Source organism: Mesorhizobium sp. M1403 (assembly GCF_040317695.1).
Lineage (GTDB): Bacteria > Pseudomonadota > Alphaproteobacteria > Rhizobiales > Rhizobiaceae > Mesorhizobium.
The window spans coordinates 45,916-71,300 of sequence record NZ_JAMYKY010000007.1; the positions used below are offsets into that span (position 1 = coordinate 45,916).

Consider the following 25,385-nt stretch of genomic DNA (forward strand, 5'->3'; position numbering starts at 1 on the left):
GCTTGTTTTTTCATGAGCGCCCTCAACCCGTCCGGGGGGTGAAACGGATCCGGCGTTCAACGGTTCCAAATGTCGTGTCGAAATGCGGCTGAAGCGAACCTGAACTTGGGTCATTCCCTGGCACGAATGAGGCAGAACCTTGACGTTGCATCTTCGCAACAGCGAGCTGTCAGCAGGTTCGCCGTGCTGCACTGCACACGGCTTGGTGCAAGGGCTCCCGCGCCCTATATTGCGGTCGGGCTGGCCCGGATTCCGGTCGAGCCAGAATACCGACCGGGCCACTTTGCCACAATCCTGCCCCAGGTGGAAATGGGATTTAACACTTGGCACGCCATATTTTGCCGGCCCGGTCCCGGCACGTCGGAATCGGCATCAGATTGAGGATTGACAGATGAGCAAGGTCGCCGCGACGGCACTGGTGACAGGCGGGGCGAAGCGGATCGGCAGGGCGATCGTCGAGGATCTTGCTGCGCACGGTTTTGCCGTCGCCATTCACTGTAATCGCTCGCTGGCCGAGGCGGAGGCACTGGCGGCCCAGATCAACAGTGGTCATTTTGGTCGAGACGGCCGGGCCGCTGTGGTTGCTGCCGACCTGACCGACATGGACGCCGTCGGCAACCTTGTCGGCCGCGCGGCGGCGGCGCTCGGGCCGGTGTCGCTGCTGGTCAACAACGCCTCGCAGTTCGAGCACGACAGTGTTGACGATTTCGACTGGCCGGCCTGGGATCGCCATTTCGCCGTGCATGTCAAGGCGCCGGCTCTGTTGGCGCAGACTTTCGCCCGGGCCTTGCCGCAGAGTAGTGAGGGGTTGATCGTCAACATGATCGACCAGCGCGTCTGGCGGCCGACGCCGCGTTATTTCTCCTATGCGCTGTCGAAGTCGACCTTGTGGGCAGCGACCGAGATGATGGCGCAGGCGCTGGGTCCCCGCATCCGCGTCAACGCCATCGGTCCGGGCCCGACCTTGAAGAACACGCGCCAGCACGACAGCGATTTCGACGCGCAGATTGCCGGCCTGATCCTGAAGCGCGGCCCGGAATTGCCGGAATTCGGTGACACCATTCGTTATCTCTGGGCGGCACGCTCGGTCACCGGCCAGATGATCGCGCTTGACGGCGGCCAGCATCTTGCATGGCAGACGCCCGATGTGACAGGCATGACGGAATGAGCCCCATGGACCAGAAACAAAAAACGCGCGGCGGCGCGGACGACCTGCCGCCCGAAATCGACCTCGAGGACGAGGCGGCCGAGGAGGTCGTCGAGCCTGCAGCCGCTGGTCCGGACGTCACCTTCACCGCGATCGACTGGACGCCGCATGCCGGCGATGCCGACGGCATGGTCGGCGCCGAGGTGATCCAGATGCTGGTCAAGCGGCTGCCCAACGCGCCCGGCGTCTACCGTATGATGAATGCCGCCGGCGACGTGCTCTATGTCGGCAAGGCCCGCAGCCTGAAGAAGCGGGTCACCAACTACGCGCAAGGTCGGTTCCACACCAGCCGCATCGGCCGCATGGTGCGCGAGACGTCGACGATGGAGTTCGTCGTCACCCGCACCGAGATCGAAGCGCTGCTGCTTGAAGCCAACCTCATCAAGCGCTTGCGGCCGCGCTTCAACGTGCTGATGCGCGACGACAAGTCGTTTCCCTATATCCTGTTGACCGGCGACCATGTCTCGCCCGGCATCTACAAGCATCGCGGCGCGCGCTCGCGCAAGGGCGACTATTTCGGCCCCTTTGCCTCAGCCGGCGCCGTCGGCCGCACCATCAATTCGCTGCAGCGCGCCTTCCTGCTCAGGAGCTGCACCAACTCCTTCTACGAGAACCGCACCCGGCCTTGCCTTTTGTTCCAGATCAAGCGCTGTGCCGGCCCGTGCACCGGCGAGATCTCGCATGGCGACTATGCAAGGCTTGTCGCCGAGGCGAAGGATTTTCTCTCCGGCCGCAGCCAGAAGGTTAAGACGGAGATCTCCGCCGCCATGCAGCAGGCTTCGGAGAACCTCGATTTCGAACGCGCCGCCATCTATCGCGACCGGCTGGCGGCGCTGTCGCATGTGCAGAGCCATCAAGGCATCAATCCGCAGACCGTCGACGAGGCCGATGTCTTCGCCATCCATCAGGAGGGCGGCCAGGTCTGCATCCAGGTGTTCTTCTTCCGCACCGGCCAGAACTGGGGCAACCGCGCCTATTTTCCCAAGGCCGATCCGGCGCTGGAAGCTGGCGAGGTGCTGGGTTCGTTCCTGGCGCAGTTCTACGACGACAAGCCGACGCCACGCACCATCCTGTTGTCGTATGGCGTCGAGGACCAGGAATTGCTGGCGGAGGCCCTCTCCACCCGCGCCGGCCGCAAGGTGTCGATCTCGGTGCCGCAGCGCGGCGAGAAGAAGGACCTGACCGACAACGCGCTGCAGAACGCGCGCGAAGCGCTCGGCCGGCGGCTCGCCGAGACCTCGACCCAGGCGCGGCTGCTCACCGGCTTTGCCGAGACCTTCGGCCTGGATAAGCCGCCGGTGCGCATCGAGGTCTATGATAACTCGCACATCATGGGCACGAACGCGGTCGGCGCCATGGTCGTCGCCGGGCCGGAAGGGTTTGTGAAGAACCAGTATCGAAAGTTCAACATCCGCTCGACAGAGATCACGCCGGGCGACGATTTTGGCATGATGCGCGAGGTGATGCAGCGGCGCTTCTCGCGGCTGTTGAAGGAACATGGCGATGCCCCGCAAACCGAGAGCGCGGACGAGGCAAGCCCTACCGGACCGGGCGACGATGTCGAGGACGCCGGCGGCTTTCCGGCCTGGCCCGACGTCATCCTCATCGACGGCGGCCAAGGCCAGATGACGGCGGTGCGCAAGATCCTGTCCGATCTCGGCATCGAGAACCGCGTCGTGGCCATCGGCATCGCCAAGGGTCAGGACCGTGACGCCGGCCGCGAACGCTTCTTCGTCAAGGGCAGGGACTCATTCTCGCTGCCCGTACGCGATCCGGTGCTCTATTTCGTCCAGCGGCTGCGCGACGAGGTCCATCGCTTCGCCATCGGTTCGCACCGCGCCCGCCGCAAGAAGGAGATGGTCAAGAGCCCGCTCGACGAGATCAGCGGCATCGGCCCCGGCCGCAAGCGCGCGCTGCTGATGCATTTCGGCACGGCCAAGGCGGTCAGCCGCGCCGCCGTCGAGGATCTGGTCAAGGTTGACGGCATTTCCGAGCAGGTGGCGAAATTGGTCTACAATCATTTTCACGAAAGCTAAGACCTATTGCCGATATTTCGGCTGGCTAATCGATTCTGGCCTGTTGACCCCCCACATTCGCTTCTGATTTGACTAAGCAGGCAAAAAGAGTTCCCAAAACATGGCCCAGCGCGCGTTCAACCTGCCTAACATGCTCACTTATGCCCGCATTCTGGCGGTGCCGTTAGTCGTGCTGTGCTTCTTCCTGGAAGGGCATCTGAAGTCGAGCGACTTCGCCCGCTGGTCGGCGCTCATCATTTTCCTGCTCGCCTCGATCACCGATTACTTCGACGGCTATCTGGCGCGCGCCTGGCAGCAGACCTCCAATATCGGCAAGATGCTCGACCCGATCGCCGACAAGCTGCTGGTCGCCACTTGCCTGCTGCTGCTCGCCGCCGACACCGACCGCCATGCCGGCATCGCCGGCTGGTCGCTGTGGGCGGCGATCATCATCCTGTGCCGCGAGATCCTGGTCTCGGGCCTGCGCGAATATCTGGCGGCCCTGAAGGTCTCGGTGCCGGTGACGCAGCTGGCAAAGTGGAAGACCACCATCCAGATGATCGCCATCGCCTTCCTGCTTGCAGGCCCCGCCGGCGACAAGGTCTTCCCGCTGACCACCCAGACCGGGCTGGTGCTGCTGTGGATCGCCGCTCTGGTCACGCTCTACACCGGCTACGACTATTTCCGCGCCGGCCTCAAGCACATCATGGATGAATAAAATGTCAACGAAGCTCATCTATTTCGCCTGGGTGCGCGAGCGGATCGGCAGACCGGAGGAAGACGTCGAACTGCCGGCCGGCATCGAAACGGTCGCCGACCTGTTGCGCTGGCTGAAATCGCGCGGCGAGGAATACGAGAACGCGCTGCAATATCCTGATGTGATCCGCGTCGCCATCAACCAGGAACATGTCGAGCATCGCGAGAAGATCGCCGGCGCGCGCGAGATCGCGCTGTTCCCGCCGATGACCGGTGGCTGAACCATGTCCGCGGTGGTGCCTGTCGTGCGCATCCAGGCGGAGGACTTCGACGTCGCCGCCGAGATCGCCAGGCTGACCCAGGGTCGCAACGATATCGGCGCTGTGGTGACCTTCTCGGGCCTTTGCCGCGACGAGCAAGGCAGGCTCTCCGCACTCGAGCTCGAACATTATCCCGGCATGGCCGAAGCCGAGATTTCCCGCATCGCCGGCGAGGCAATCGAGCGCTGGCCGCTGCAGGGGCTCACCGCCATCCATCGCCACGGCAAGATCTCGCCCGGCGAAAACATCGTGCTGGTGGTGGCCGCTTCCGCCCACCGGCAGGCGGCGTTCGAGGCCGCGAATTTCCTGATGGACTATTTGAAGTCACGGGCGCCGTTCTGGAAAAAGGAACACCATAGCGACGGTTCGGAGGGCGGCTGGGTCGACGCCAAGGAGGCCGACGCCAAGGCGGCGAGCCGCTGGAAACGAGACTGACCAGGCTTTCCGCGAGGCCTCAGCCTTTGTCAGTGCCGATCAGACGATCGAGTGAAATCCGGCCGGGTCCCCAGGCCATGATGCCAAGCGCCATCGCCGCCCACGTAATGTGCAGCGGCCAGCCGTCCGGCACGGTGAGCTCGATGATCAGCGTCATCAGCAGCAGCCCGAATGCCGCCAGTCGCGTCGCCAGGCCGAAAACAAGGAGAACTGGCAACACGATCTCCGCTGATCCTGAGGCGAACGCCACCAGCCCAGGTGCCGGAAAATCGTAAGGGCCGCCCGGCAGATGCAATTTGAGTTCCGAGCTGAAAAGCAGCACGGCGACATCGTTCAACTGTAGAAAACCGTCCCATTTGTTGACGCCGGACCGCCAGAACGGGACGGCGAGGGCGCAGCGCAGGACAAGCTGCGTCAGCGATGGCGTCACGATCGTGCGCAGGGCGGCATTCAGCCTTTCGACGAAGGCGGCGACCCCTCGCGGTTTGGTGCTCGCGCTCTGCCCATCGCTCATCGTGCTCACCTTTCCTGATGTGCCGTCGTGAAGGCTCCCGCTTCCAGCACGCCGGCAATGTTCGCGGAAAGCTCGAATTCGGCACTCTCCGCAAATGCTGCCGCGGCCGCCGCGCCGAGCGCTTCGCCCGCGATCAGATGCGAGATAAACACTGCGCCGCCGGGCGGCAGGTGGCGGACGAAGACCTCGAGGCCGGGCCGCGTGACCAGCGCATCTTCAGCGCCCGTTGCCCGGATCGGCCCAACAGGAGCCTTGTTCCGGTTTGTCGCGAAGACCGTGACTGCCGGGAACCGGGAGCGCGCGACCCGCGTCGCCGGATGCGGCCGCAGCACGGTATCGGCAAGCCTCTCGCAAGGGATCGACGCCAGTGCCTCAGCCGACAGCGCCTCCGCGTCGGCGGCATGATAGGCGTCGAGCCAGGCCCGCTCGATGCGCGCCACGTCGGCCAGCCACGGCATCGACTGCGCGTATTCGTAGCGCTCGATGAAATCGGGAAAGTCGCGACCATATTCGAATAGAAGCGGCGAGGTGGGTGGCGTTTCGCGGATGTGAAATCGCGCCATCGCGCGAAAGAAATCCGGGCCGGTGATGCGCAGCGTCGCTGGAAAGCTGGCGGCCAGCGCATCGATCAGGCTGACCGTGACGTTGTTGCGGTAGACGGCATATCGCTTGACCGCAGCCTTCCCATTCGGCCCCGAGACAGAGTCAGGCGGGGCATGGTCAGGATCGAGCAAACCGGCGGTGAATGCCGCGGCATAGTCAAACCGGCGGCCGAGATCGCCCGACTGGAGCTCATCCTGCGGCATGGGCTTTTCCGAAATAGCTGTCGGCATGACGGTCGAGGATGGCTTGGGCGGCGGCGGCCTCCGCCTTGAGCACCGGCCACTCGGGAATGTCGCTGTCCCATTCGATCAGCGCCGGCAGTGGCCCGCATCGGCCGATGACGGTGTCGAAGAGCTTCCAGACCGCGTCGGCAACCGGGCCGTCATGGCTGTCGATGAGCAGCAGGCCGCCCTCGTCGTCCTCCTGCTTGGCGTGCCCGGCCAGATGGATTTCGCCGACATGTTCGAGCGGGAAATCCGCGAGATAAGAACGTGCCGAATAGCCGTGATTGGTGGCCGAGACGAAGACGTTGTTGACGTCGAGCAGCAGGCCGCAGCCGCTACGCCGAACCAGCTCGCGGATGAAATCCGTCTCGCTCATCGTCGATTCCGCAAAAAGCACATAGGTCGAAGGATTCTCGAGCAGGATCGGGCGGCCGATCGTGCCCTGCACCTCGTCGATGTGATCCGCCACGCGCGAAACCGTTGCCGGCGTGTAGGGCAGGGGAAGCAGGTCGTTGTAATAGGTGGTGTCGTGGGTCGACCAGGCGAGATGCTCAGAAACGAGCGCCGGCTCGTAGCGATCGACCAGCGCCTTGAAACGACCGAGATGCGCCTTGTCGAGCGGCTGCGGGCCGGCGATCGACATGCAGACGCCATGCAGCGAGACGGCATAATTGCGGCGGATGCAGGCGAGCGCGTCGTGCGGCGGGCCGCCGGCGCCCATGTAGTTTTCCGCATGAACCTCGAAGAAGCCGCTTTGGGGGCCGTCGGCGAGGATTGCAGGCAGATGCTCATGCTTGAAACTGGTGCCGGCAAGGCCGGCGACCGGGTGCGCCGGAAAGCGCGAGGTCTTCGACATGCGAGATGCTGGACGAGTCGGTCCGTTCATCGTCATCGCCGCTTTCCGGGCAGGTTGCATCGCTTACGATGGGACGTCGCGGGTCAGCTCGGTGGGTGAGCCCTTGCGGCCGCCGGGTAGGTCCATCGTCGTGCAGGTGCCGCCGTCGACGAACTTCCAGGCGTTGCCTTGGTAGTCGATGGTCGACGTACCTTGGCAGGTGGTTCCCGGGCCTGCCTTGCAGTCGTTCTGTCCCTTCAAGGCGACGCCAAAGCACTTCTCCTTGCCGGCGTCCATCGCTGCCTTGACCTGTGCCTCGGTCAGCGGCGCGGCCGTCGCAAAAGAAGCAAGAGCCGTGGCAACGGCGCTGGCCAGTAAGGCCGCGCTCACGGTTGATCTCGTTGACATGATTTCACCTCCGATAGGGTTTTAAGCGCACTCTCCTCAGCGCGCATTGGTCAGTTCGGTCCGGACGCCCGCCGTGTTACGTCTGTTTGGAACACGAATTCGTGATCGCCTGAGGCTTGGCCGAGGGTGGCCTGAACAGAGTTTGCGGAGCGGCCAAGGAGGCCGACGACAAGGCGGCGGGCCGCTGGAAGCGCCCGCCGTCCAAATAAATCCCTGCGACAGCCATGCCCATACCCCGCCAGCCATTCATTGACCGCAATCCTGCGAGACCTTTGGCCGGAAGGGGAGCAGGATCATGCTGGACAGGATCGCCGAATTCTTCATCTTCGGGCTTGTGCCGCTGGCCGTCGGCATATTAGCCGTTCCGGATCATTCCGTGGCTGCCGAAAAGACCCTCAAGGGCGAGGTGATGTATCGCGAGCGCATCACGCTGCCGCCCAACGCCGTGCTTTCCGTGCAGCTTGCCGACGTATCGCTGGCCGACGCGCCGGCCGCAATTATCGGCGAACGCAAGATCGTGCCCACCGGCCAGGTGCCGATCAAGTTCGAGATCAGCTTCGATCCGCAGGCGATCAGGCCGAACATGACTTACGTGCTGCAGGCACGCATCACCGCCGACGACAGGCTGCTGTTCATCTCCGACGAGCGTCATCAGGTCGACCCGCTGAGCGATGCACCGCTGACCATCATGCTGAAAATGGCGGCGCCGAGCGATGAGCCGGCGGCAGCCTCCGTGTTCGGCCAAAGCTGGCTGATCGAATATATCGACGGCATCGGCGTGATTGCCGAGCCGCGGGCGACGTTCCGGATCAGCGAAGCCGGCAAGGCCGGCGGCAGCGGCCCTTGCAACGTCTACTTCGCCACCGCCAAAGTCGATGGTTCGACGATTACCATCAGTGACATCGGTTCGACCTTCAAGGCCTGCGCGTCCGAGACCATGGCCGAGGAAAAGGCGCTGTTCGAGGCGCTGGCCAAGGCAGCGTCGTACCATATCGACGCCGGCAAGCTCATCATCGCCGACAAGGATGACCGCGTCATCCTGCGGTTCAATGCTGCGAGTTGAGACTTGTCGATATTCAGGTGAGGCCTGCACCGGCTCGGCCTGCCCTGATTCTCAACAGGCCTTGGACCGTTCCGAAACGATCACACCTGTGGTGGCGGCGCAGGCGTCAGGCCGAAGCGGCGCATCAAAGGCTGGCTCGCCGGAAGAGATAGCGAAGGTCGTGGCCTTCCTTGCTTCCGATGACGCCTCGTTTGTCTCAGGCCACGGCCCGCTCGCCGATGGCGGCTATTCGGTCGCCTGATCGGCCGCATGCCGATCACGTTGTGTTTCAGGGGGAATAAACTGGGCAGAGCGCGCGTTACGTCCTCATACGATGGCGGGTAAGGCAAAAGGGATGTTTGTCCCTTCGTTGAAGCCGCCAGAATGGCTGCGGCTCGTTCTGGCCTAACTCAAAGGAGTCCAGACATGAAAACGCACGCGCTTATCCTTGCCGCCACCGGTGCATCGCTCCTTGCCTTCACCGGCCTTGCCAAGGCAGACGACCATCTGTTCGACGCCCTCCAGCATGGTCTCAGTCCTGACAGCCAGCCTTTCCAGACCAACAAGGCTGGTCATAGCGGCGATCTCGCGCCCGGGCAGGGCAGCCCGTTCACCGGTCACGATACACAGACGCCGGCCACCGACACGGAAGCGGCGAACGAACATGCGAACGTGAAGGAACGCCAGGCGAAATAGACTGGCAGAACCCGCCGCTAGGGGGCGGCGGGCGAGATCTATCGGGGCGACGACCGCATACACCAGGCATTCTCAATTTGTCGCGAGTTTAAATACCGCGCCGTAGTGGTAGGGCGGTATGTCGACCAGCCCGGCGAGCTTGAACCCGCTTGCTTCCACCGCCGCGGTGGTCTGTTCGGGTGACAGCCTCAGCTCGGTCTTCGGTCCGCGCGGCTCGCCCAGAACCGTGGTCTGCTCGCGCGGCTTCTGGTGCCAGTTGACGATGGCAAAACGACCGGCCCTGCCAAGCGTCGCCCGCACGGCGCGGGCAAGGCGCGGCCGGTCCGGAACGCCATGGAAAGCGTTGGCCATGAAGACGAAGTCGACGGGCCGGGGCACCAGCCTGGCAAGCTCATAGGCGTCGCCCGCCACAAACTCGCAATTGCTCGCGCCTCCGTCGGCCAGCCGCCGCCGGGCGACTTCGAGCAGATCGGCATCGATGTCGATGGCGATGACCTGACGAACGACCCTGGCCATTGGCAGCGTGAACCAGCCGTCGCCGCAGCAGAGATCGACCACATCCATGCCGGGCTTCATTCCCACCGCCGTCAACACCCCGGCAGGGTCGGGCCACAACGCCTCCCACCAGCCACCGGTCGGCATCTCGGTGCCCTGGAACAAGCCGGGAATGGTGCTGGTCATGGCCTGGTGGGCTCCGTTGTCGCGACCGCGTTTGATCCGTGCCCTCGAGCTTAACGCACCCATGACCCGTCGAGGAGCCTGAACCTGAAAATGTCTGCTAACGAAAAAGGCCGGCGTTGCGCCGGCCTCTTTGATGGGTTCGGGATGCCGGCTTAGCCAACGATCTCGGTGTCCGAGAACCAGTATTTGATCTCCTGCGCGGCGGTTTCCGGCGCATCGGAACCATGCACGGAATTCTCGCCGATCGACAGCGCGTGCAGCTTGCGGATGGTGCCTTCGGCGGCGCTTGCCGGATTGGTGGCGCCCATCACTTCGCGGTTCTTGGCAATGGCGTTCTCGCCTTCCAGCACCTGCACGATGGTCGGGCCCGACGACATCGACTCGACCAGCTCGCCGAAGAACGGACGCTCCTTGTGGACGGCATAGAAACCTTCCGCCTCGCGGCGGCTCATCCACACCCGGCGCGAAGCGACGACGCGCAGGCCGGCATCTTCCAGTATCTTGGTGATGGCGCCGGTGAGATTGCGACGGGTCGCGTCCGGCTTGATCATGGAAAAGGTGCGTTCGAGCGCCATGGGATCGTCCTTGTGATGGAGAGTGGAATTGAGGGTGGCGGGCTCTATACAAGCCGCCCGCCGGCTTGCCAAGGGGAGGTGGGCACACAGCGCGTCGCCGTCAGCCAGACCTAATGTGTCATAGCTCTATCTCGATCGTCAGATTGGCCGTGTCGCCAGCCCCAAGGCCTTCGCGGACCCGCACCGCCGTCTTGATCGGTAAGAGCAGGCTGCCGGATTTCTTGTCGGGAAACAGCGATGTCCGCCATCTGGTCTGGCCGATGGCGGCTTCCACGCCAAGCGAGCCCCAGGGCCTTGCCGTTCCCACCATCGCCGTCTTGATCCATGCTCCAGGTTCCGGCGGCAGCGTCACGAAATGCCAGCCGCCCTTTCCCGGATAGACCCAGATCTCGGCCTGCACCTCGCAGCGAAACATTCTATGCCCTTCCTCAGGTCAAGGCCGTCACGACTGGCTTTGCCTTGGTCTCTCGTCGGCGATGCTGACGATCGGCGAAACATCCATGACATCCATTCTGCCCTGCAGGGGAGGAGTCATTCTCCCCTGCAAAGAGAATGGCTTCCCTGCAAAGAGAATGGCTTTCCTGCAACGAGAATGGCAGCGCCGCCGTTGCACTACCGTTTTATCACGATCGAAGCGCGCCGGACTTCCCAGCCTTGCCGTTCCAGTTCCGGCACGCTGTGTTCCTCGCTTGGATAGCCGACGCAGAAATAGCCGATCAGCGTCCACTCCGGCGGTGCGTCCAGGATCGTCACCATCTCGGCCGGATCGAGGATCGAGACCCAGCCCATGCCTATTCCTTCGGCGCGCGCCGCCAGCCACATCGTGTGAACCGCCATGACAGCGGAATAGTCTGTGGTGGCTGGCATGGTCAGGCGGCCGAGCCCATGCCCTTGCTCGGTTGTGCGGTCGGCGAAAACCGCAAGCTGGCAGGGCGCCTCATTCAGGCCGGCAAGCTTCAGGCGCCCATAGAGCGCGGCGCGTTCACCGCAAAAATTTGCGAGTGCCTCCGCGTTGCAGCGCTCGAAGCATGCCCTAACGGCGGCGCGGCATGCTTCGCTCTCGACGATAACGAAGCGCCAGGGCTGGCTCAGCCCGACAGACGGCGCGGCGCTGGCAAGCTCGAGCAGCCGCTCCAGCGCCCCTTCGGGGAGCAGCGTCGGCTTGAACCGCCTGACGTCGCGTCGCCACAGGAAAAGATTGGCGAGCCCGGCGCGAAAGTCGGCCGGGAACTCTGGGTTTGCGGTCATGGCGCGCTGCCTCTGTTGTGATTGTCCGGTTCGCCGGACTTTCGTCTTGTTTGCTTCGATCCGGGCAGTGATGAGGCGCTTCGAGCGACACGTCGTCTACCCGCATTGTCGCATTTCGCCGGGGCGGCAATTCTAATGCATGTCGCGCAAAAGTGTGCAGCGGTTTTGCGCTAACGACATGCATCAAAACAAGAACCTAAAGCGCATCGCATGAGGCCGGTCGAACGCGACGCGCTTTAGCCGAGGCCCGGCGACATTGCCGCCATCTGCGCCGTTGGACCTTGATCGGCAAACAAAACCCACCTCGGCAAGCCGGGCGGGTCGTTGGAGCCAATTAGCACCATACCCAGATTAGTAGCATAGCTGCCGGCACAAAGCAAGAACAAAATGTGGCGCCGCTGATAAAACTGCCGATTTCAACTCTCAAGCGAGGCGAGCGCCGCCGGCGCGACGGTGCGGCCGAGGCCGCCATGCAGATCGAGGCATCGTTCGAACCATTGCGCCACGACGTCGCTGTCGTCGAGCAGCCGGTAGGGCGTGGCGATGCGCGCCCATTGCAGCGCGCCGAAAACGATGTAGTCGGCAAATAGCGGCGACGGGCCGCCGATGAAGGGCTGATAGCCAAGCATCGAGCGGAGCGGCTCCAGCGAGGCCCGGAAGCTGGCGAGCCCAGCGTCGCGGGTGGTGTATACCGCCTCCAGGCGCTTGCCGAAGCGCTGCTCGCGGTTCTGCCGGAAATAGGCGGCGTTCGCCTCGTCCTGCATGGCGTGCAGGTCCAATATCGCAGCGGTGGTGACGTAGGGATGGATGGTCAGCTGCGACCAACGTTCGATGAAGCGCGCCGTCGCCTTGCCGCCGTCGCCGGAAAACAATGTCGGCCGCTCGGGATAGGCCTCCTCGAGATAGAGCGCGATAGCGAAGGAATCGGCGACCACCGTCTCGCCGTCGCGGATCACCGGAACGAGCTTCGAGACGCCGCCTTCCACCTTCGGCACTTCGAGAAAACGGGTCGGCACGCTGGTGATGTCGAGGCCTTTGTGGGCCAGCGCCATCGCCGCCTTCCAGCAATGTGGGCTGAATGGGCGGGCGGCGTCGCGTCCGACAAGGTCGTAGAGCAGAATGGTCATTGGCGGCAGCGTCCTTGCAGTCTAACTATGCCCGAAACAGACCCACGCGAAACAGGGTCTCGCAGGTCGAGAGAAGAATGAAACAGCATTTCAGGATGTTTGCGGCCTACAATCAATGGGCCAATGGCCGCATCTACGATGCCGCCGCCGATCTCGACGAGGAAGAGTTCGACCGCAATGTCGGCGTCTTCTTCGGCTCGATGATGGGAACGCTCAACCACCTCCTGGCAGCCGACCGTATCTGGATGAAACGCTTCACCGGCGAGGGCGACGCGCCGGCAAGGCTCGACACGATCCTGCACCGCGCCTTGCCAGGCTTGCGGCTGGCGCGCGAGGCCGAGGACAAACGGATCATCGACTGGGTTGCCGGCTTGAGCGACAAGGCGCTGTCGGGCCGCTTCTCCTACATGACCGTCTCGGATATGCGCACCGTCTCGCAGCGGCTGGCGCCGGCGCTCGACCACTTCTTCAACCACCAGACCCACCACCGCGGCCAGGCGCATGCGATCCTGACCGTTCTGGGCAAGCCAAGCCTCGGACTGGACCTGACGATGTTCCAGCGCAGCGAGGAGGGCAGGGCATTCGCCTGAACCTGGGGCGGCTGGTGAAGCGGATGGTCGATAGCGGACGATCTACCGAGATTGCAAAAAGCGCCAAAACATTTTATGGAGCGCATGGTCGTGAGGGCGGCCGCTTCAGCAGCATTCAGCAGCAACAGCGAGAATTGGCACGCATGCCCAATGAACCCTTGCGCCTTGTGGCGTTCTTCGCCGTGGTCCTGGCGCTTCTCAACTCCGGTTATTATTTCCACCAGGGCGACATTGTCGCGACCATCTATTTCATGATCGGCGCCATTCTTGTGACTGCGGTGACCCGGATGAGCATCAGAAGGCAGCTGATTTAGGATCTGCCGACCTAAAACCACCGACAACGGACCGCATCTCCGGCCGGCCATGATGACGAAGAGGTTGCGTCAGGCGGCGTAGCCGCCGAGGCCCCGGACGACCGGCTTGACCGAGACTGCCGGCTGGGCGGCCGGCCAGAGGATGCCGGCCGTCACGGCGAAGGTGATCAGGGCGTCGCGTGCCGCTTCGGCCGAGATCTCGCCGGCGCGTGCCGCCTCGCAGGCCTTTACCGCGGCGCCATAGCTCAGCCGCCGGCGCGAAGGCGGGAACTCGGTCAGGAACTCGTGCATCTCGGAGAACGAAGCGATCGTCCGCTTGTAGCCGGCGCCAACGGTTAGGGCGACCGGTGTGGAAAACGTCCTGTCGTGCATTCTGGCCTCTCGAATGGGCGGAGGTCACGGCGGACGCCGTTCTCCGGTCTGGGGGTCGGGCAGAAACGCGGATCACGGCGCGAGGTTCCATGTTGCCGTGATTTGTTTTTTTCGCTCGCCCGGGTGAGCAGCGCGCCGAGGCGGGTGCCTATTTCCACATGCCGCGCATGCGGGCGCCGAGATCGACGCGCACCTGCGGCTGGCGGCGCGGATCGTCCCTGGCCTGGACGCTGGCCCACGCCACCTGCTCGAAGGCACCAAGGATCGGGCGCGGGATGAAGCGCGTGCGCGAGGCATAGACATGGCGGTCGCCGCGCGCCGCCTGGCCGTGGACGAAAAAACGCTGCGGCATCACCAAATGCAGGCTATCCTTGGCCCGCGTCATGGCCACGTAGAGCAGCCGCCGCTCCTCGTCGACGTCCTCCTTGCTGCCGACCCCTAGGTCGATCGGGATGCAGCCGTCGACGGTGTTGAGCACGAAGACGTTCTTCCACTCCTGGCCCTTGGCCGAATGGATGGTCGACAGGATCAGATAATCCTCGTCGCGGTGCGGAGGTCCGGCTTCGTCGCTGGTCGCGTCCGGCGGATCGAGCGTCAGCTCGGTGAGGAAGCGCTCGCGCGATCCATAGCCGGAGGCGATCTGCTCGAGCTGCAGGAGATCGGCCCGGCGCGTCGTCGCATCCTCGTGGATGCGTTCCAGATGCGGCTCGTACCAGAGCCTGACCTGCTCGATGTCGGCCGGCCATTTCTTTGCGCCGGCGCGCAGGCCGCAATAGAGCGCGACAAAGCCCGGCCAGTCGTCGGCGGCCCGCTGCGGCGGCCGGTAGCGCGCAAGCCCCATCGTCTCGTCGAGCGACGTCGCCATGGTCTCGACGATCGCATTGGCGGCCGAAGGGCCGATGCCGGGCAGAAGTTGCAGCACGCGAAAGCCGGCGACGCGGTCGCGCGGGTTTTCGGCAAAGCGCAGCACGGCCAGCACGTCCTTGACGTGGGCGGCATCGAGGAATTTCAGCCCGCCGAATTTGACGAAGGGGATGTTGCGGCGCGTCAGTTCGATCTCCAGCGGGCCGCTATGGTGCGAGGCGCGAAACAGCACGGCCTGCGCTTTGAGAACGGTACCGGCCTCGCGCTCGGTGAGTATCGCCTGGCAGACATAGCTCGCCTGCTCGATCTCGTCGCGCACGCTCACCAGCTTCGGCTTTTCCGCCGATTTGCGCTCCGACCAGAGATTTTTGGTGAAACGTTCCGACGCTTCGCCGATCACCGCATTGGCCGCCGCCAGGATCGTCTCGGTCGAGCGGTAGTTGCGCTCCAGCATGACGACCTCGGCCGGCTGCGCGAACTGCTTGGGAAAATCCAGGATATTGCGCACTTCCGCGGCGCGGAACGAATAGATCGACTGCGCGTCGTCGCCGACCACCGTCAGCCCCGATCCGTCGGGCTTGAGGGCCGTCAGGATCGAGGCCTGCAGCCGGTTGGTGTCCTGGTATTCATCGACCAGCACATGGTCGAAACGTGCACCCAGATGCGCGGCGATTTCCGGCTCGCCGGCCATCTGCGCCCAGTAGAGCAGCAGATCGTCGTAATCGAGCACGTTCTGCGCCTGCTTGGCCTCGACATATCTGGCGAATAATTGTTTCAGCTGTTCGGCCCAGCCGGCGCACCACGGGAACACCGAACCCAGCACCTCGCCGAGCGGCGCCTGTGCATTGACGGCACGCGAATAGATCGCAAGGCAGGTGCCCTTGGTCGGGAAGCGGGCTTCGGTCTTCGAAAACCCAAGCTCGTGGCGGGCGAGGTTCATCAGGTCGGCGGAATCCTCGCGGTCATGGATGGTGAAGGCGGGATCGAGACCGATCTCCAGCGCATAATCACGCAGCAGCCTGGCGCCGATACCGTGGAACGTGCCGGCCCAGCTCAGCGCATCGGTGATGACGGAAGCATCGCGGCCCAGCACCTCGCCGGCGATGCGCTCGACCCGCTTGGCCATTTCCGCCGCGGCACGGCGCGAAAATGTCATCAAAAGGATGCGGCGCGGATCGGCACCCCTAACGATCAGATGCGCGACCCGGTGCGCCAGCGTGTTGGTCTTGCCGGAGCCGGCGCCGGCAATCACCAGCAATGGCCCCGCGATCTTGCCGTCGCCGTGTTCGACGGCAAGCCGCTGCTCGGCGTTGAGCTTTGCCAGATAGGCCGGCTGGAAGGACGAATCACGGGCGGCGAGGTTCATCGCCCATCAAGCATCGTTTCCGCTTTGTTCGCAACGGTTTGCGGAGCCGGAATGGGGCTCGTGAACGAAGAAGCCTTGCGGGCAGGCCCGTTGACTAACGCCCGGGCTCGACGCCCATCCTTGCCGATTGCCGCCGCAGCGCCTCGCGATCGTCTTCTGGTGGCGGCAGCAGCAGCGGATCGAAATCGTCGGGCACCTCGTCGATCACTTTCTTGGCGACGCGATAGGCAACATAGACGATTGCCCCGGCGATAAGCAGACGGATCATGGCTTCCTCCATTGATTCTGGAGCAACCGGAGACGCGGCATTTTGTTCCCCGACTGCTCGGCGAATGCGGGAACGACACCGATCGCGCAACCAAATCGCCGACGCCTCGTTGTCGGGCGAGAGGAGACTGCGATGAAAAAGCGCTCAATCCTGCTGCTTGTGGCAGCGCTGACCGTTGCGGGTTGCGACAACAACATCCAGCCGACCAAGGCCCCTGGCGATACGGTCGAGCAGAATCCGCAGGTCGACAAGAATCCGGTGCCGAAGTCGACGACCGGCGGCGATCAGCCCGGCACGCCGCCGAAACAATGACCGCTTCAAATGGCGTCGGCGCCGGTCAAAAAAGGGTGGCCGGCGCCGCTTGGGAGGAAGCTGATGACGCCGGCCAGGCGGAGATCAGGCCCGCCGCACATCCAAGAATAGCCGAGTCTTTCCGCAGCGTCATGGTCCGATAGCGTACAAACGGCACGCCCTGTGGACAAACCTGCCGCCACGCCAGCGTTTGTTCATCACATGGTTTGTCTATCCCATGGAACAAACCCGGCTGCTGCGTGTTTGGGTGTCGATCGGACGCTCCCAAGGCCGCCGTTCACGAAAGAACCCGCTTTCCTTGTCCCCCCTCAGGATAGCGGGTTCTTTTTGCGTTTTGCGGGAAGTCGCGGTGCGCGGGGGTCGACGTCACCTGCTTGCCGGTTTTCGCGCCTTATGCGGCGAACCGGGGCTCAAGCCCTTGCGAAGCATGGTTGTCCCGTGCAAAAGCGCGGCCATGCTGATCATCAACGACCTTTCGCTCCGCATGGCCGGACGCCTGCTTCTCGACCATGCCTCGCTGACCTTGCCGGCCGGCAGCAAGGCTGGCCTTGTCGGCCGCAACGGCACCGGCAAGACGACCTTGTTCAAGGCGATCACCGGCGACCTCGCCTCCGAGACCGGCTCGATCAGTCTGCCCAAGAACACACGCATCGGCCAGGTCGCTCAGGAAGCGCCGGGCACCGAGGAGCCGCTGATCGAGATCGTGCTCAAGGCCGACCTTGAACGGAGTGCGCTGCTCGAAGAGGAAAAGACGGCGACCGATCCGCACCGCATCGCCGATATCCATATGCGGCTGGCCGATATCGATGCGCACTCGGCCGAGTCACGCGCCGCCACCATTCTCGCCGGCCTCGGCTTCGACGACGCCGCACAACGGCGCCCGGCCTCGTCCTTCTCCGGCGGCTGGCGCATGCGCGTCGCGCTGGCCGCGGTGCTGTTTGCCGAGCCCGATCTGCTGCTGCTCGACGAGCCGACCAATTATCTCGATCTCGAAGGCACGCTGTGGCTGGAAAACTACGTGTCGAAATACCCGCACACTGTGCTGCTGATTTCGCACGACCGCGACCTGCTCAACCGAGCCGTCAATTCGATCGTCCATCTCGACCAGAAGAAGCTGACGTTCTGGCGCGGCGGCTACGATCAGTTCGAGCGCCAATATACCGAGCAGCGCGAATTGCAGGAGAAGGGCCGCGTGAAGCAGGAAGCCGCGCGCAAGCACATGGAATCCTTCGTCGAGCGCTTCCGCGCCAAGGCGTCGAAGGCGAGGCAGGCGCAGTCGCGCATCAAGGCGCTGGAGAAGATGAAGCCGATCGCCGCGATTGTGAACGACACGGTTCGGCCGTTCACCTTTCCGGAGCCGGTGAAGACGGTGGCCTCGCCGATCATCGCGCTGAACAACGTCAATGTCGGCTATACCGAGGGTGCGCCGATCCTGAAGAAGATGACGCTGCGCGTCGATGCCGACGACCGCATCGCGCTGCTCGGCGCCAACGGCAACGGCAAGTCGACCTTCGCCAAGCTGTTGGCCGGCCGGCTGAAGCCGGAGACCGGCGGCATGACCGTGGCGCCCGGGCTGAAGGTGGCAATCTTCGCCCAGCACCAGCTCGACGACCTCAGGCCCGACGAAAACGCCTATGAGCATGTCCGCCGGCTGATGCCGGACGCGCCGGAATCCAAGGTGCGCGGCCGCGTCGCGCAGTTCGGCCTGACCACCGAAAAGATGAACACCGCCGCCAAAGACCTGTCCGGCGGCGAAAAGGCGCGGCTCCTGATGGGCCTGTCGGCCTTCGAGGGGCCGAACCTGTTCATCCTCGACGAGCCGACCAACCATCTCGACATCGACAGCCGTGAATCGCTGATCCATGCGCTGAACGATTTTCCCGGCGCCGTCATCCTGATCTCGCACGACCGCCATCTGCTCGAAGCGACCGCCGACCGGCTGTGGCTGGTCAAGGAGGGCGCGGTTAACCCGTATGACGGCGACCTCGAGGACTACAAGACGCTGGTCACCGGCGTCTCCGGCGACCGCCGCGGCAAGCGCGAGGCGGACAAAGCCTCGAAGGCCGACCGCCGCCGCGATGCAGCCGCGCGCCGCGCCGCTTTCGAGCCGCTGGCCAAGGAAATCCGCGCCACCGAAGCGCTGATGGACCGCCTCCGCAAGCGCATCGACCTGATCGAGGACGAACTCGCCAATCCGGCCGTCTACGAAAAGGACCCCTCGACCGCGACAAGGCTGGCCAAGGAACGCTCACAACTCGCGCAACAGCTGGCCGGCCACGAGGAGAAATGGCTGTCGATGTCGGCGGAGTACGAGGAAGGCACGGCGGAGTAGGACGACGTCGGCAAAACTGTGGATCGAAGCTGCCAAGGTTTTGGCCGTCAATTCCGGAGCTGTCGTAAAATGTCCTGAGTGTGGAGACGGCAATCTGCTGGTCATCGACGCCGGAGCCGGATCATCGCATGTCGAGCGCCACATACATTGCCCGAAATGCGGTGCCTACAACGCCTTGTTCAAGCGCATTGATGGCGTGTAACTGGCCCTACACGCCGCTATCACAACCGGCTAGTTTGCTCCCATGAATCAGCACGCCAAGCTCAAAATCGGCCATTCGGCCTGTCCGCATGATTGTCCCTCAACCTGCGCGCTCGAGGTCGAGTTGCTTGACGCCAGGCGTATCGGCCGCGTCCATGGCGCCAAGGCCAACAGCTACACGGCCGGCGTCATCTGCGCCAAGGTCGCCCGCTACGCCGACCGCGTCCATCATCCCGACCGCCTGCTGAAACCGCTGATCCGGGCGGGCGCCAAGGGCGAGGGCGCCTGGAAGGAAGCGAGCTGGGAGGCCGCACTCGACCTTGTCGCCGAAAAGTTCATCGCGGCGGAGGCAAAATTCGGCTCGGAGACGGTCTGGCCCTATTACTATGCCGGCACGATGGGTCTGGTGCAGCGCGACGGCATCGAGCGGCTCAGGCATGCCAAGAAATACTCCGGCTTCTTCGGTTCGATCTGCACCAATCTGGCCTGGACCGGCTGGATGATGGGGGCAGGCGCACTGCGCGGCCCCGATCCGCGCGAGATGGGCAAATCCGACTGCGTGGTGATCTGGGGCACCAACGCCGTGGTCACGCAGGTCAACGTCATGACCCACGCCATCAAGGCGCGCAAGGAACGCGCAGCCAAGATCGTCGTCATCGATGTTTACGAGAACGCGACGATGAAGCAGGCCGATCTCGGCCTAGTGCTGAAGCCCGGCACCGACGGCGCGCTGGCCTGCGCGGTGATGCACGTGCTGTTCCGTGACGGCATGGCCGACCGCGCTTATTTGGAAAAATACACCGACGACCCGCATGGTCTGGAAGCGCATCTTCAAACGAGGACGCCGCAATGGGCCGCTGATATCACCGGGCTTTCTGTCGACGAAATCGAGACCTTCGCCCGTCTCGTCGGCACGACGAACAAGACCTACTTCCGCCTCGGCTACGGGTTTTCGCGCCAGCGCAACGGTTCGGTCAACATGCACGCCGCAGCCTCGATCGCCGCGGTCACCGGCTGCTGGCAATATGAAGGCGGCGGCGCCTTCCATACCAATTCGGGCATCTTCAAGCTCAATCAGGAACTGCTCGAAGGCACGCGGATGCGCGACCCCGCGATCCGTCATCTCGACCATTCGCGCATCGGCCCGGTGCTGACCGGGGCTGAGGATGCGCTCTATGGCGGCCCGCCGGTGACGGCGCTGCTGATCCAGAACACCAATCCGGTCAATGTCGCGCCGGAGCAGCGGCTGGTGAAGCAGGGTTTTTTGCGCGACGATCTGTTCTCCTGCGTGCACGAGCAGTTCATGACCGACACCGCCAAGCTCGCCGATGTGGTGCTGCCGGCGACGATGTTTCTCGAGCATGACGACGTCTACAAGGGCGGCGGCAACCAGCACATCACGCTCGGGCCGAAGCTGATCGACCCGCCGGAAGGTCCGCGCACCAACCATTTCGTCATCGAGGAACTCGGCAAAAGACTCGGTGTCGCCGATCGCCCGGGCTTCGGCATGACCGAGCAGCAGCATATCGACGTCATTCTGGGCAAGCGCGGGCTGGGCAGCTTTTCGAGCCTGAAAGAGCAGAAATGGGTCGATTTGCAGCCGGATTTCGATGCCGCGCATTACCTCGACGGCTTCGGCCATGCCGACAAGAAGTTTCATTTTCGCGCCGACTGGACGGGCCAGGCGTCGCCCAATCGGCCACCGAAAAGCATGGGCCTGTTCGGGCCGGTGGCGAGCCTGCCGGAATTCCCCGACCATGTCGATCTGATCGAGGTGGCGGACGAGGCGCACCCGTTCCGGCTGACCACCTCGCCGGCGCGCAATTTCCTCAATTCGACCTTCACCGAAACGCCGGTGTCGCAGGCAAAAGAGCGCCGGCCGGAGCTGCTCTTGCATCCCGATGATGCGGCGGCACTCGGCGTCGCCGACGGCGGCCGCATCGAAGTCGGCAACCAGCGTGGCGAAGTGGTGCTGCACGCAAAACTGTTCGACGGCATCAAGCGCGGCGTGGTCATCGCCGAAGGCATCTGGCCGAACAGCGCCCATGAGCGCGGCGAGGGCATCAATGTGCTGACTGGCGCCGATGCGCCGGCGCCCTATGGCGGCGCCGCCTTCCACGACAACAAGGTCTGGCTGCGCCCGGCAACTTGAAGCGTTCGGAACGATATGTTCCTCCGGCCGTTTCGCATGGCGGGTGGAGGCATGGTCATGGCAGAAGCGTTGGCGGCGCCGGACCCCATCGGGCGAACGCTTTCGCCCGGCGAACTCGTAACCACGATGTCCCACTTCCATCGCGCCGAGATTGCGCGCATGGCAGGGTGGCGCGACCGCCTGGACCGGACGAGCAATTGGGCGATAACGGTTGTCGCGGCGATGCTGTCCGTCTCGCTTTCGACAGCCAGCGCTCACCATGGCGTGCTGCTGTTTGCCATGCTGCTTGTTCTGCTGCTGCTGTGGATCGAGGCGCGGCGATACCGCTTCTTCGACTTCTATCGGGCTCGCGTGCGCCAGTTCGAACGGCACTATTTCGCACAGGTATTCTCGCCGCAGCCGGATTTCGCGTCCGATTGGCTGTTGATCGTCGGCGAGAGCCTGCGCGCACCAAAATTCCTGATTTCGCAACGCGTGGCTTTGGCGCGCCGTCTGCGTCGGAATTACATCTACATGCTGCTGATCCTGCTGCTGGCCTGGATCCTCAAACTGTCGACCCCCAGCCTCTTAAACGAAGGCGTCCGCATCGGCTTCGTCGGGTCGATGCGTGAGGCCGTCGCCAGTGCTGCGCTGGGTCCAGTTCCTGGTGGCGCCATCGTCGTGCTGGTCGCCGTCCTCTATGCCGGCTTGCTGATGGCAGCCTACCTGACGGAGAGCGACGACGGCGAACTCTCCTTCGGTGACGTCCACGTCTAGCAACGCAACTCATTGTCGCGCGTTGTTGGGCAGGTGCATTGGGCGATGGGGGTTTCATGGCTTGGCAGGCTCCGACACGTTCCAGCCTGGCGCTGTTGGTTTGTGCATTCGTCCCCGCAGGAGCGGCCCGGGCGGCGGAGACGCTTGTTGCCGGAACCAAGGCTTCGGGAATGGGCGGTTCGGGCGAAGGCGCTTTCGTTGCCGAGATCGTCCTGCTGCTGCTTGTCGGGCGCGGCCTGGGCGAAGTGCTGCAGCGCTATGGCCAGCCGGCAATCATGGGCCAACTGATCGGCGGCATCCTGCTCGGTCCTTCGCTGTTCGGCTGGCTATGGCCATCGGCTCAGCACCTGATCTTTCCCAGCGATCCTGCGCAAAAGGGCATGATTGACGCCGTCTCACAGCTCGGCATCCTGATGCTGCTTTTGCTGACCGGCATGGAGACGGACCTGCGGCTAGTGCGCCGGGTTGGCGCGGCCTGTTTTTCCATTTCGGCGACCGGCGTCGTGGTGCCCTTCATCTGCGGTTTCGCGCTGGCGCAGTTCCTGCCGGGCGCATTGCTGTCTGACGCCACGCAACGCACCGTCGCCGGGCTGTTCCTGGGCACCGCGCTGTCGATCTCGTCGGTCAAGATCGTCGCCATGGTGGTGCGCGAGATGAACTTCATGCGCCGCAACCTCGGACAGGTGATTATTTCCTCGGCGATCATCGAGGACACGATCGGCTGGCTTATCATCGCCGTAACCTTCGGCATCGCCACCAATGGCAGGCTGCAGTTCGCGCCGCTGGTGACCACCATCGCCGCGGTGGCACTATTCATGGTGTTCTCCTTCACCATTGGCCGCCGTCTTGTCTTCACCTTGATCCGCTGGACCAACGATCAATTCCACAGCGAGTTCGCGGTGATCACCATGATCCTCATCATCATGGGCGTGATGGCGCTGATCACCAATATGATAGGCGTGCATACCGTCCTGGGTGCGTTCGTCGCCGGCATTCTTGTCGGTGAATCGCCCATCCTCTCCAGCCATATCGAAGGCCAGCTGCGCGGCGTCATCACCGCGCTGTTCATGCCGATCTTCTTCGGCATGGCGGGGCTTTCCGCCGACCTCACAGTGCTTGCCGATCCGACGCTTGCCATGCTGACGGGCGCTCTGGTGGTTATCGCCAGCATCGGCAAGTTTGGCGGCGCCTTCATCGGCGCCAGGCTCGCCGCCATGTCGTTCAAGGAAGCAATCGCCGTCGGCAGCGCCATGAACGCGCGCGGCTCGACCGAGGTGATCGTCGCCAGCATCGGCCTGTCGATGAACATCCTGTCGCACAATCTCTTCACCATGATCGTCACCATGGCCGTGGTCACCACGCTGGCCATGCCGCCGATGCTGCGCTGGGCGCTCGGCCGGCTGCCGGTCGGTCACGACGAGCAGCAGCGTGTCGAGCGCGAGGCCTTGGACGAATACGGCTTCATTTCCAGGCTGGAGCGGCTGCTGGTGCTGGTCGACGACAGCAGGATCGGCAAGTTCACTGCCCATCTCGCCGGACTGGTGGGCGGAGGCAGCGGCATGCCCACCACCTTGCTTCGCCTGCCCACCACCTTGCTTCAGCCGAAAGACGGCCGAATTGACAGGCCAGCCGACAGCAAGGGGCAGGAGCGCGCCCTGCAGGAAATCAAGAAGGGTGCAAAAAAAAGCGCCCAGGCGGTAAAACGGATCGAAGATACGCTTGTCGGCAAAGTCCACCTGACGGCCCGCACCGAGTTGGAAGCCACCGGTGAGACGATCGCCGAAGAGGCCCGCAAGGGATACGGCCTGTTGCTGGTCGGCCTTGACAATGTGCTGACCGCCGATGGCGCCTTCGCGCCGGCCCTCAACGACATTGCCGCAGGATTTGACGGCCCGCTTTGCTTGGTCCTGAACGGCGGCAATGCTGCCGAAAAGATGCCGACGCTGAAGGCCGGCACCAGCATTCTCGTCCCCGTCAACGGAACCCAGGTGGCGCGTCGCGCCGCCGACTTGGCGCTGGCGCTGGCCCGTCCAAACCGGGCGCGGATCAAGGTTCTCTACGTCTCGCAAAAAGCAGCCAAGGGGCGCAGGTCGACATCCGTGTCGCATAGCCGCGAAGAGGCCGTGCTGAAAGACATCGCCGACTTGGCGGGCCGCTACGGCCTGCATATCGACACCGCGTTCCATACCCGCGTCACACCCGACAAGGCGATCACTAGGGAGGCGGCCAAAGGCGCGGCGATCGTCGTGATGGGTGTCACCCAACGTCCGGGTGAGGACCTGTTCTTCGGCGAAACCGCCGGCGCTGTTTTAGCCGCCTGCAACTGCCCCGTCGTGCTTCTGGCCAGCGCGCGGCCCAAGCATGACACCGCTGGCGCTGAGCTGGCAGCGTGATTTTTTACTACGCATTGATCGGTCGGCAGGCATGTCGATCGAGGCTCTGAAGTGCTGATCAGTCAAGCGAAAGAAAAGAAGTCGAACCGAACGGTTCGGTTCTGTTGACAGATCGTACAGGAGGGGGTGAACGCCGGCTCACAAAATGTTCGCGCCGAAAATCACGCGTGTCGGCATAACCATTTGAAAAGAAATAAGAACATTGTGGCGAAAGGAGCCACATGCCGGATTTCAAGCGGCCAATTTGGCGCACCGGCACAAAATTTTCGTGATTGGAAACGACAGGTGTGCCGACCCATCTCGGGGTGGTCCGAGCGACGCGAATTCCTCCCAAGGCACGCCACTTGACGGACAGACCAAAGAACTACCGGAGTACCCGAAATGACCAAGATCGCTCTTACCGCCGCCGCCATCCTTGTTGCCACCGGCACTGCTTTTGCCGGCAGCGACCACTATGGCTCGGACAACGTCAACCAGCCGGCCGCTCCTGCTGCCAACGTCGACAACACGTTTACCGGCTCGATCCGCAAGCCGGTTACTTCCGAGCATACCGGTGCCAAGACGACTTCCGAGTCGGTGGCGCCTGAATCCGGCCAAGGCATCTGGGGCCGTTGATTATCACAGCCCTGCAACACAAAGAGCGGCGGGCTTGGCCCGCTTCTCTTGCGTTTGCGCATCAACGGGCTCGCCCGCCCGGTCGTATCCTACGCCATGCTTTGAATTGCAGGTTTCATCTGTAGCCACAATCTCGGTTGCTGAAATCGTCCAGCAACGTGCACGTCGGAAAAAGCCGATGCGTATCCGTCGGCGCGGGCAGCGCTCTCATCTCGAATGCGTTG

28 protein-coding genes are annotated in these 25,385 nt (G+C 63.6%); 16 read left to right on the forward strand and 12 right to left on the reverse strand.

Annotated features, from left to right (window positions below; all coding sequences use genetic code 11):
- Positions 1–391 precede the first annotated feature (391 nt).
- The 5 genes from NKH01_RS14385 to NKH01_RS14405 all read left to right on the forward strand — a co-directional run bounded on the left by NKH01_RS14385 (position 392) and on the right by NKH01_RS14405 (position 4,673).
- A complete protein-coding gene (locus NKH01_RS14385; RefSeq protein ID WP_353020698.1) occupies positions 392–1,168 on the forward strand; it encodes an SDR family oxidoreductase in 777 nt (258 codons plus the stop codon).
- Positions 1,165–3,243 (forward strand): excinuclease ABC subunit UvrC, encoded by a 2,079-nt coding sequence (uvrC, locus tag NKH01_RS14390; RefSeq protein WP_353020701.1) that lies wholly within the window; start codon positions 1,165–1,167, stop codon positions 3,241–3,243. The genes NKH01_RS14385 and uvrC overlap by 4 nt, the downstream gene beginning before the upstream one ends.
- Positions 3,244–3,343: 100 nt before the next feature.
- Positions 3,344–3,940, forward strand: coding sequence for a CDP-diacylglycerol--glycerol-3-phosphate 3-phosphatidyltransferase (gene pgsA / locus NKH01_RS14395; protein WP_352848443.1), 597 nt, complete (start codon positions 3,344–3,346; stop codon positions 3,938–3,940).
- Between the two features lies 1 nt (position 3,941).
- Positions 3,942–4,199, forward strand: coding sequence for a molybdopterin converting factor subunit 1 (gene moaD / locus NKH01_RS14400; RefSeq protein WP_292662329.1), 258 nt, complete (start codon positions 3,942–3,944; stop codon positions 4,197–4,199).
- Between the two features lie 3 nt (positions 4,200–4,202).
- Positions 4,203–4,673: a molybdenum cofactor biosynthesis protein MoaE gene (locus tag NKH01_RS14405; protein WP_353020703.1), complete on the forward strand. Its 471-nt coding sequence runs from the start codon at positions 4,203–4,205 to the stop codon at positions 4,671–4,673.
- A 19-nt stretch (positions 4,674–4,692) separates the two neighbouring features.
- Here NKH01_RS14405 and NKH01_RS14410 read toward each other — a convergent pair whose 3' ends face one another.
- Genes NKH01_RS14410 through NKH01_RS14425 form a run of 4 tightly spaced genes read right to left on the reverse strand, consistent with a single transcriptional unit; the run spans position 4,693 to position 7,257 of the window.
- Positions 4,693–5,187, reverse strand: coding sequence for a DoxX family protein (locus NKH01_RS14410; protein WP_353020705.1), 495 nt, complete (start codon positions 5,185–5,187; stop codon positions 4,693–4,695).
- A gap of 5 nt (positions 5,188–5,192) precedes the next feature.
- Entirely contained in the window at positions 5,193–5,993 is an 801-nt protein-coding gene (locus NKH01_RS14415; RefSeq protein WP_353020707.1) for an HvfC/BufC family peptide modification chaperone, read from the reverse strand.
- Positions 5,980–6,900 (reverse strand): MNIO family bufferin maturase, encoded by a 921-nt coding sequence (bufB, locus tag NKH01_RS14420; protein ID WP_502912628.1) that lies wholly within the window; start codon positions 6,898–6,900, stop codon positions 5,980–5,982. Before bufB ends, NKH01_RS14415 begins: the two co-directional genes overlap by 14 nt.
- A gap of 33 nt (positions 6,901–6,933) precedes the next feature.
- The gene (locus NKH01_RS14425; protein ID WP_353020711.1) at positions 6,934–7,257 is read right to left on the reverse strand and encodes a BufA1 family periplasmic bufferin-type metallophore; all 324 of its coding nucleotides are present in this window, start codon (positions 7,255–7,257) and stop codon (positions 6,934–6,936) included.
- Between the two features lie 295 nt (positions 7,258–7,552).
- Between NKH01_RS14425 and NKH01_RS14430 the strand changes: the two genes are divergently transcribed.
- From NKH01_RS14430 to NKH01_RS14440, 3 genes are all read left to right on the forward strand, one after another.
- On the forward strand, positions 7,553–8,320 hold the full coding sequence (locus NKH01_RS14430; RefSeq protein WP_352911426.1) for a YbaY family lipoprotein: 768 nt from the start codon (positions 7,553–7,555) through the stop codon (positions 8,318–8,320).
- Complete coding sequence (locus tag NKH01_RS14435; protein WP_353020913.1) at positions 8,307–8,561, forward strand: SDR family oxidoreductase; 255 nt, start codon at positions 8,307–8,309, stop codon at positions 8,559–8,561. Before NKH01_RS14430 ends, NKH01_RS14435 begins: the two co-directional genes overlap by 14 nt.
- Before the next feature lie 164 nt (positions 8,562–8,725).
- Positions 8,726–8,995, forward strand: coding sequence for a hypothetical protein (locus NKH01_RS14440; RefSeq protein WP_023719785.1), 270 nt, complete (start codon positions 8,726–8,728; stop codon positions 8,993–8,995).
- A 72-nt stretch (positions 8,996–9,067) separates the two neighbouring features.
- Here the strand turns inward: NKH01_RS14440 and NKH01_RS14445 are convergent, their stop codons facing one another.
- The 5 genes from NKH01_RS14445 to NKH01_RS14465 all read right to left on the reverse strand — a co-directional run bounded on the left by NKH01_RS14445 (position 9,068) and on the right by NKH01_RS14465 (position 12,626).
- Complete coding sequence (locus tag NKH01_RS14445; protein ID WP_353020712.1) at positions 9,068–9,676, reverse strand: class I SAM-dependent methyltransferase; 609 nt, start codon at positions 9,674–9,676, stop codon at positions 9,068–9,070.
- A 152-nt stretch (positions 9,677–9,828) separates the two neighbouring features.
- Positions 9,829–10,251 (reverse strand): nucleoside-diphosphate kinase, encoded by a 423-nt coding sequence (gene ndk, locus NKH01_RS14450; RefSeq protein ID WP_023719783.1) that lies wholly within the window; start codon positions 10,249–10,251, stop codon positions 9,829–9,831.
- Between the two features lie 118 nt (positions 10,252–10,369).
- Positions 10,370–10,666, reverse strand: a complete 297-nt coding sequence (locus tag NKH01_RS14455) for a DUF1905 domain-containing protein (protein ID WP_352481785.1) — start codon at positions 10,664–10,666, stop codon at positions 10,370–10,372.
- Between the two features lie 197 nt (positions 10,667–10,863).
- Positions 10,864–11,499 (reverse strand): 5,6-dimethylbenzimidazole synthase, encoded by a 636-nt coding sequence (bluB, locus tag NKH01_RS14460; protein WP_353020713.1) that lies wholly within the window; start codon positions 11,497–11,499, stop codon positions 10,864–10,866.
- Positions 11,500–11,915: 416 nt separating this feature from the next.
- A complete protein-coding gene (locus tag NKH01_RS14465) occupies positions 11,916–12,626 on the reverse strand; it encodes a glutathione S-transferase family protein (protein ID WP_352481783.1) in 711 nt (236 codons plus the stop codon).
- Positions 12,627–12,703: 77 nt separating this feature from the next.
- Here NKH01_RS14465 and NKH01_RS14470 point away from each other — a divergent pair, with 77 nt between their 5' ends.
- Entirely contained in the window at positions 12,704–13,216 is a 513-nt protein-coding gene (locus NKH01_RS14470) for a DinB family protein (RefSeq protein WP_352495582.1), read from the forward strand.
- 14 nt (positions 13,217–13,230) lie between these two features.
- Positions 13,231–13,530, forward strand: coding sequence for a hypothetical protein (locus NKH01_RS14475; protein WP_353020716.1), 300 nt, complete (start codon positions 13,231–13,233; stop codon positions 13,528–13,530).
- A 69-nt stretch (positions 13,531–13,599) separates the two neighbouring features.
- Here NKH01_RS14475 and NKH01_RS14480 read toward each other — a convergent pair whose 3' ends face one another.
- From NKH01_RS14480 to NKH01_RS14490, 3 genes are all read right to left on the reverse strand, one after another.
- Complete coding sequence (locus NKH01_RS14480; protein WP_023719778.1) at positions 13,600–13,902, reverse strand: DUF982 domain-containing protein; 303 nt, start codon at positions 13,900–13,902, stop codon at positions 13,600–13,602.
- Between the two features lie 148 nt (positions 13,903–14,050).
- Complete coding sequence (locus tag NKH01_RS14485) at positions 14,051–16,132, reverse strand: ATP-dependent helicase (protein WP_023719777.1); 2,082 nt, start codon at positions 16,130–16,132, stop codon at positions 14,051–14,053.
- A gap of 94 nt (positions 16,133–16,226) precedes the next feature.
- Complete coding sequence (locus tag NKH01_RS14490) at positions 16,227–16,400, reverse strand: hypothetical protein (protein WP_023719776.1); 174 nt, start codon at positions 16,398–16,400, stop codon at positions 16,227–16,229.
- Between the two features lie 132 nt (positions 16,401–16,532).
- On the opposite strand from NKH01_RS14490, the gene NKH01_RS14495 reads away from it, so the two are divergent.
- The 6 genes from NKH01_RS14495 (at position 16,533) to NKH01_RS14520 (ending at position 25,161) form a co-directional block, all read left to right on the forward strand.
- The gene (locus NKH01_RS14495) at positions 16,533–16,712 is read left to right on the forward strand and encodes a membrane lipoprotein lipid attachment site-containing protein (protein ID WP_023719775.1); all 180 of its coding nucleotides are present in this window, start codon (positions 16,533–16,535) and stop codon (positions 16,710–16,712) included.
- A gap of 454 nt (positions 16,713–17,166) precedes the next feature.
- Complete coding sequence (locus NKH01_RS14500) at positions 17,167–19,044, forward strand: ABC-F family ATP-binding cassette domain-containing protein (RefSeq protein WP_353020718.1); 1,878 nt, start codon at positions 17,167–17,169, stop codon at positions 19,042–19,044.
- A gap of 244 nt (positions 19,045–19,288) precedes the next feature.
- Positions 19,289–21,397, forward strand: a complete 2,109-nt coding sequence (locus tag NKH01_RS14505) for a molybdopterin-containing oxidoreductase family protein (protein WP_352791881.1) — start codon at positions 19,289–19,291, stop codon at positions 21,395–21,397.
- Between the two features lie 57 nt (positions 21,398–21,454).
- On the forward strand, positions 21,455–22,153 hold the full coding sequence (locus NKH01_RS14510; protein WP_353020721.1) for a DUF2270 domain-containing protein: 699 nt from the start codon (positions 21,455–21,457) through the stop codon (positions 22,151–22,153).
- 170 nt (positions 22,154–22,323) lie between these two features.
- Positions 22,324–24,546: a cation:proton antiporter domain-containing protein gene (locus NKH01_RS14515; protein ID WP_502912629.1), complete on the forward strand. Its 2,223-nt coding sequence runs from the start codon at positions 22,324–22,326 to the stop codon at positions 24,544–24,546.
- A gap of 381 nt (positions 24,547–24,927) precedes the next feature.
- The gene (locus tag NKH01_RS14520; protein ID WP_254820269.1) at positions 24,928–25,161 is read left to right on the forward strand and encodes a DUF680 domain-containing protein; all 234 of its coding nucleotides are present in this window, start codon (positions 24,928–24,930) and stop codon (positions 25,159–25,161) included.
- Positions 25,162–25,385 lie beyond the last annotated feature (224 nt).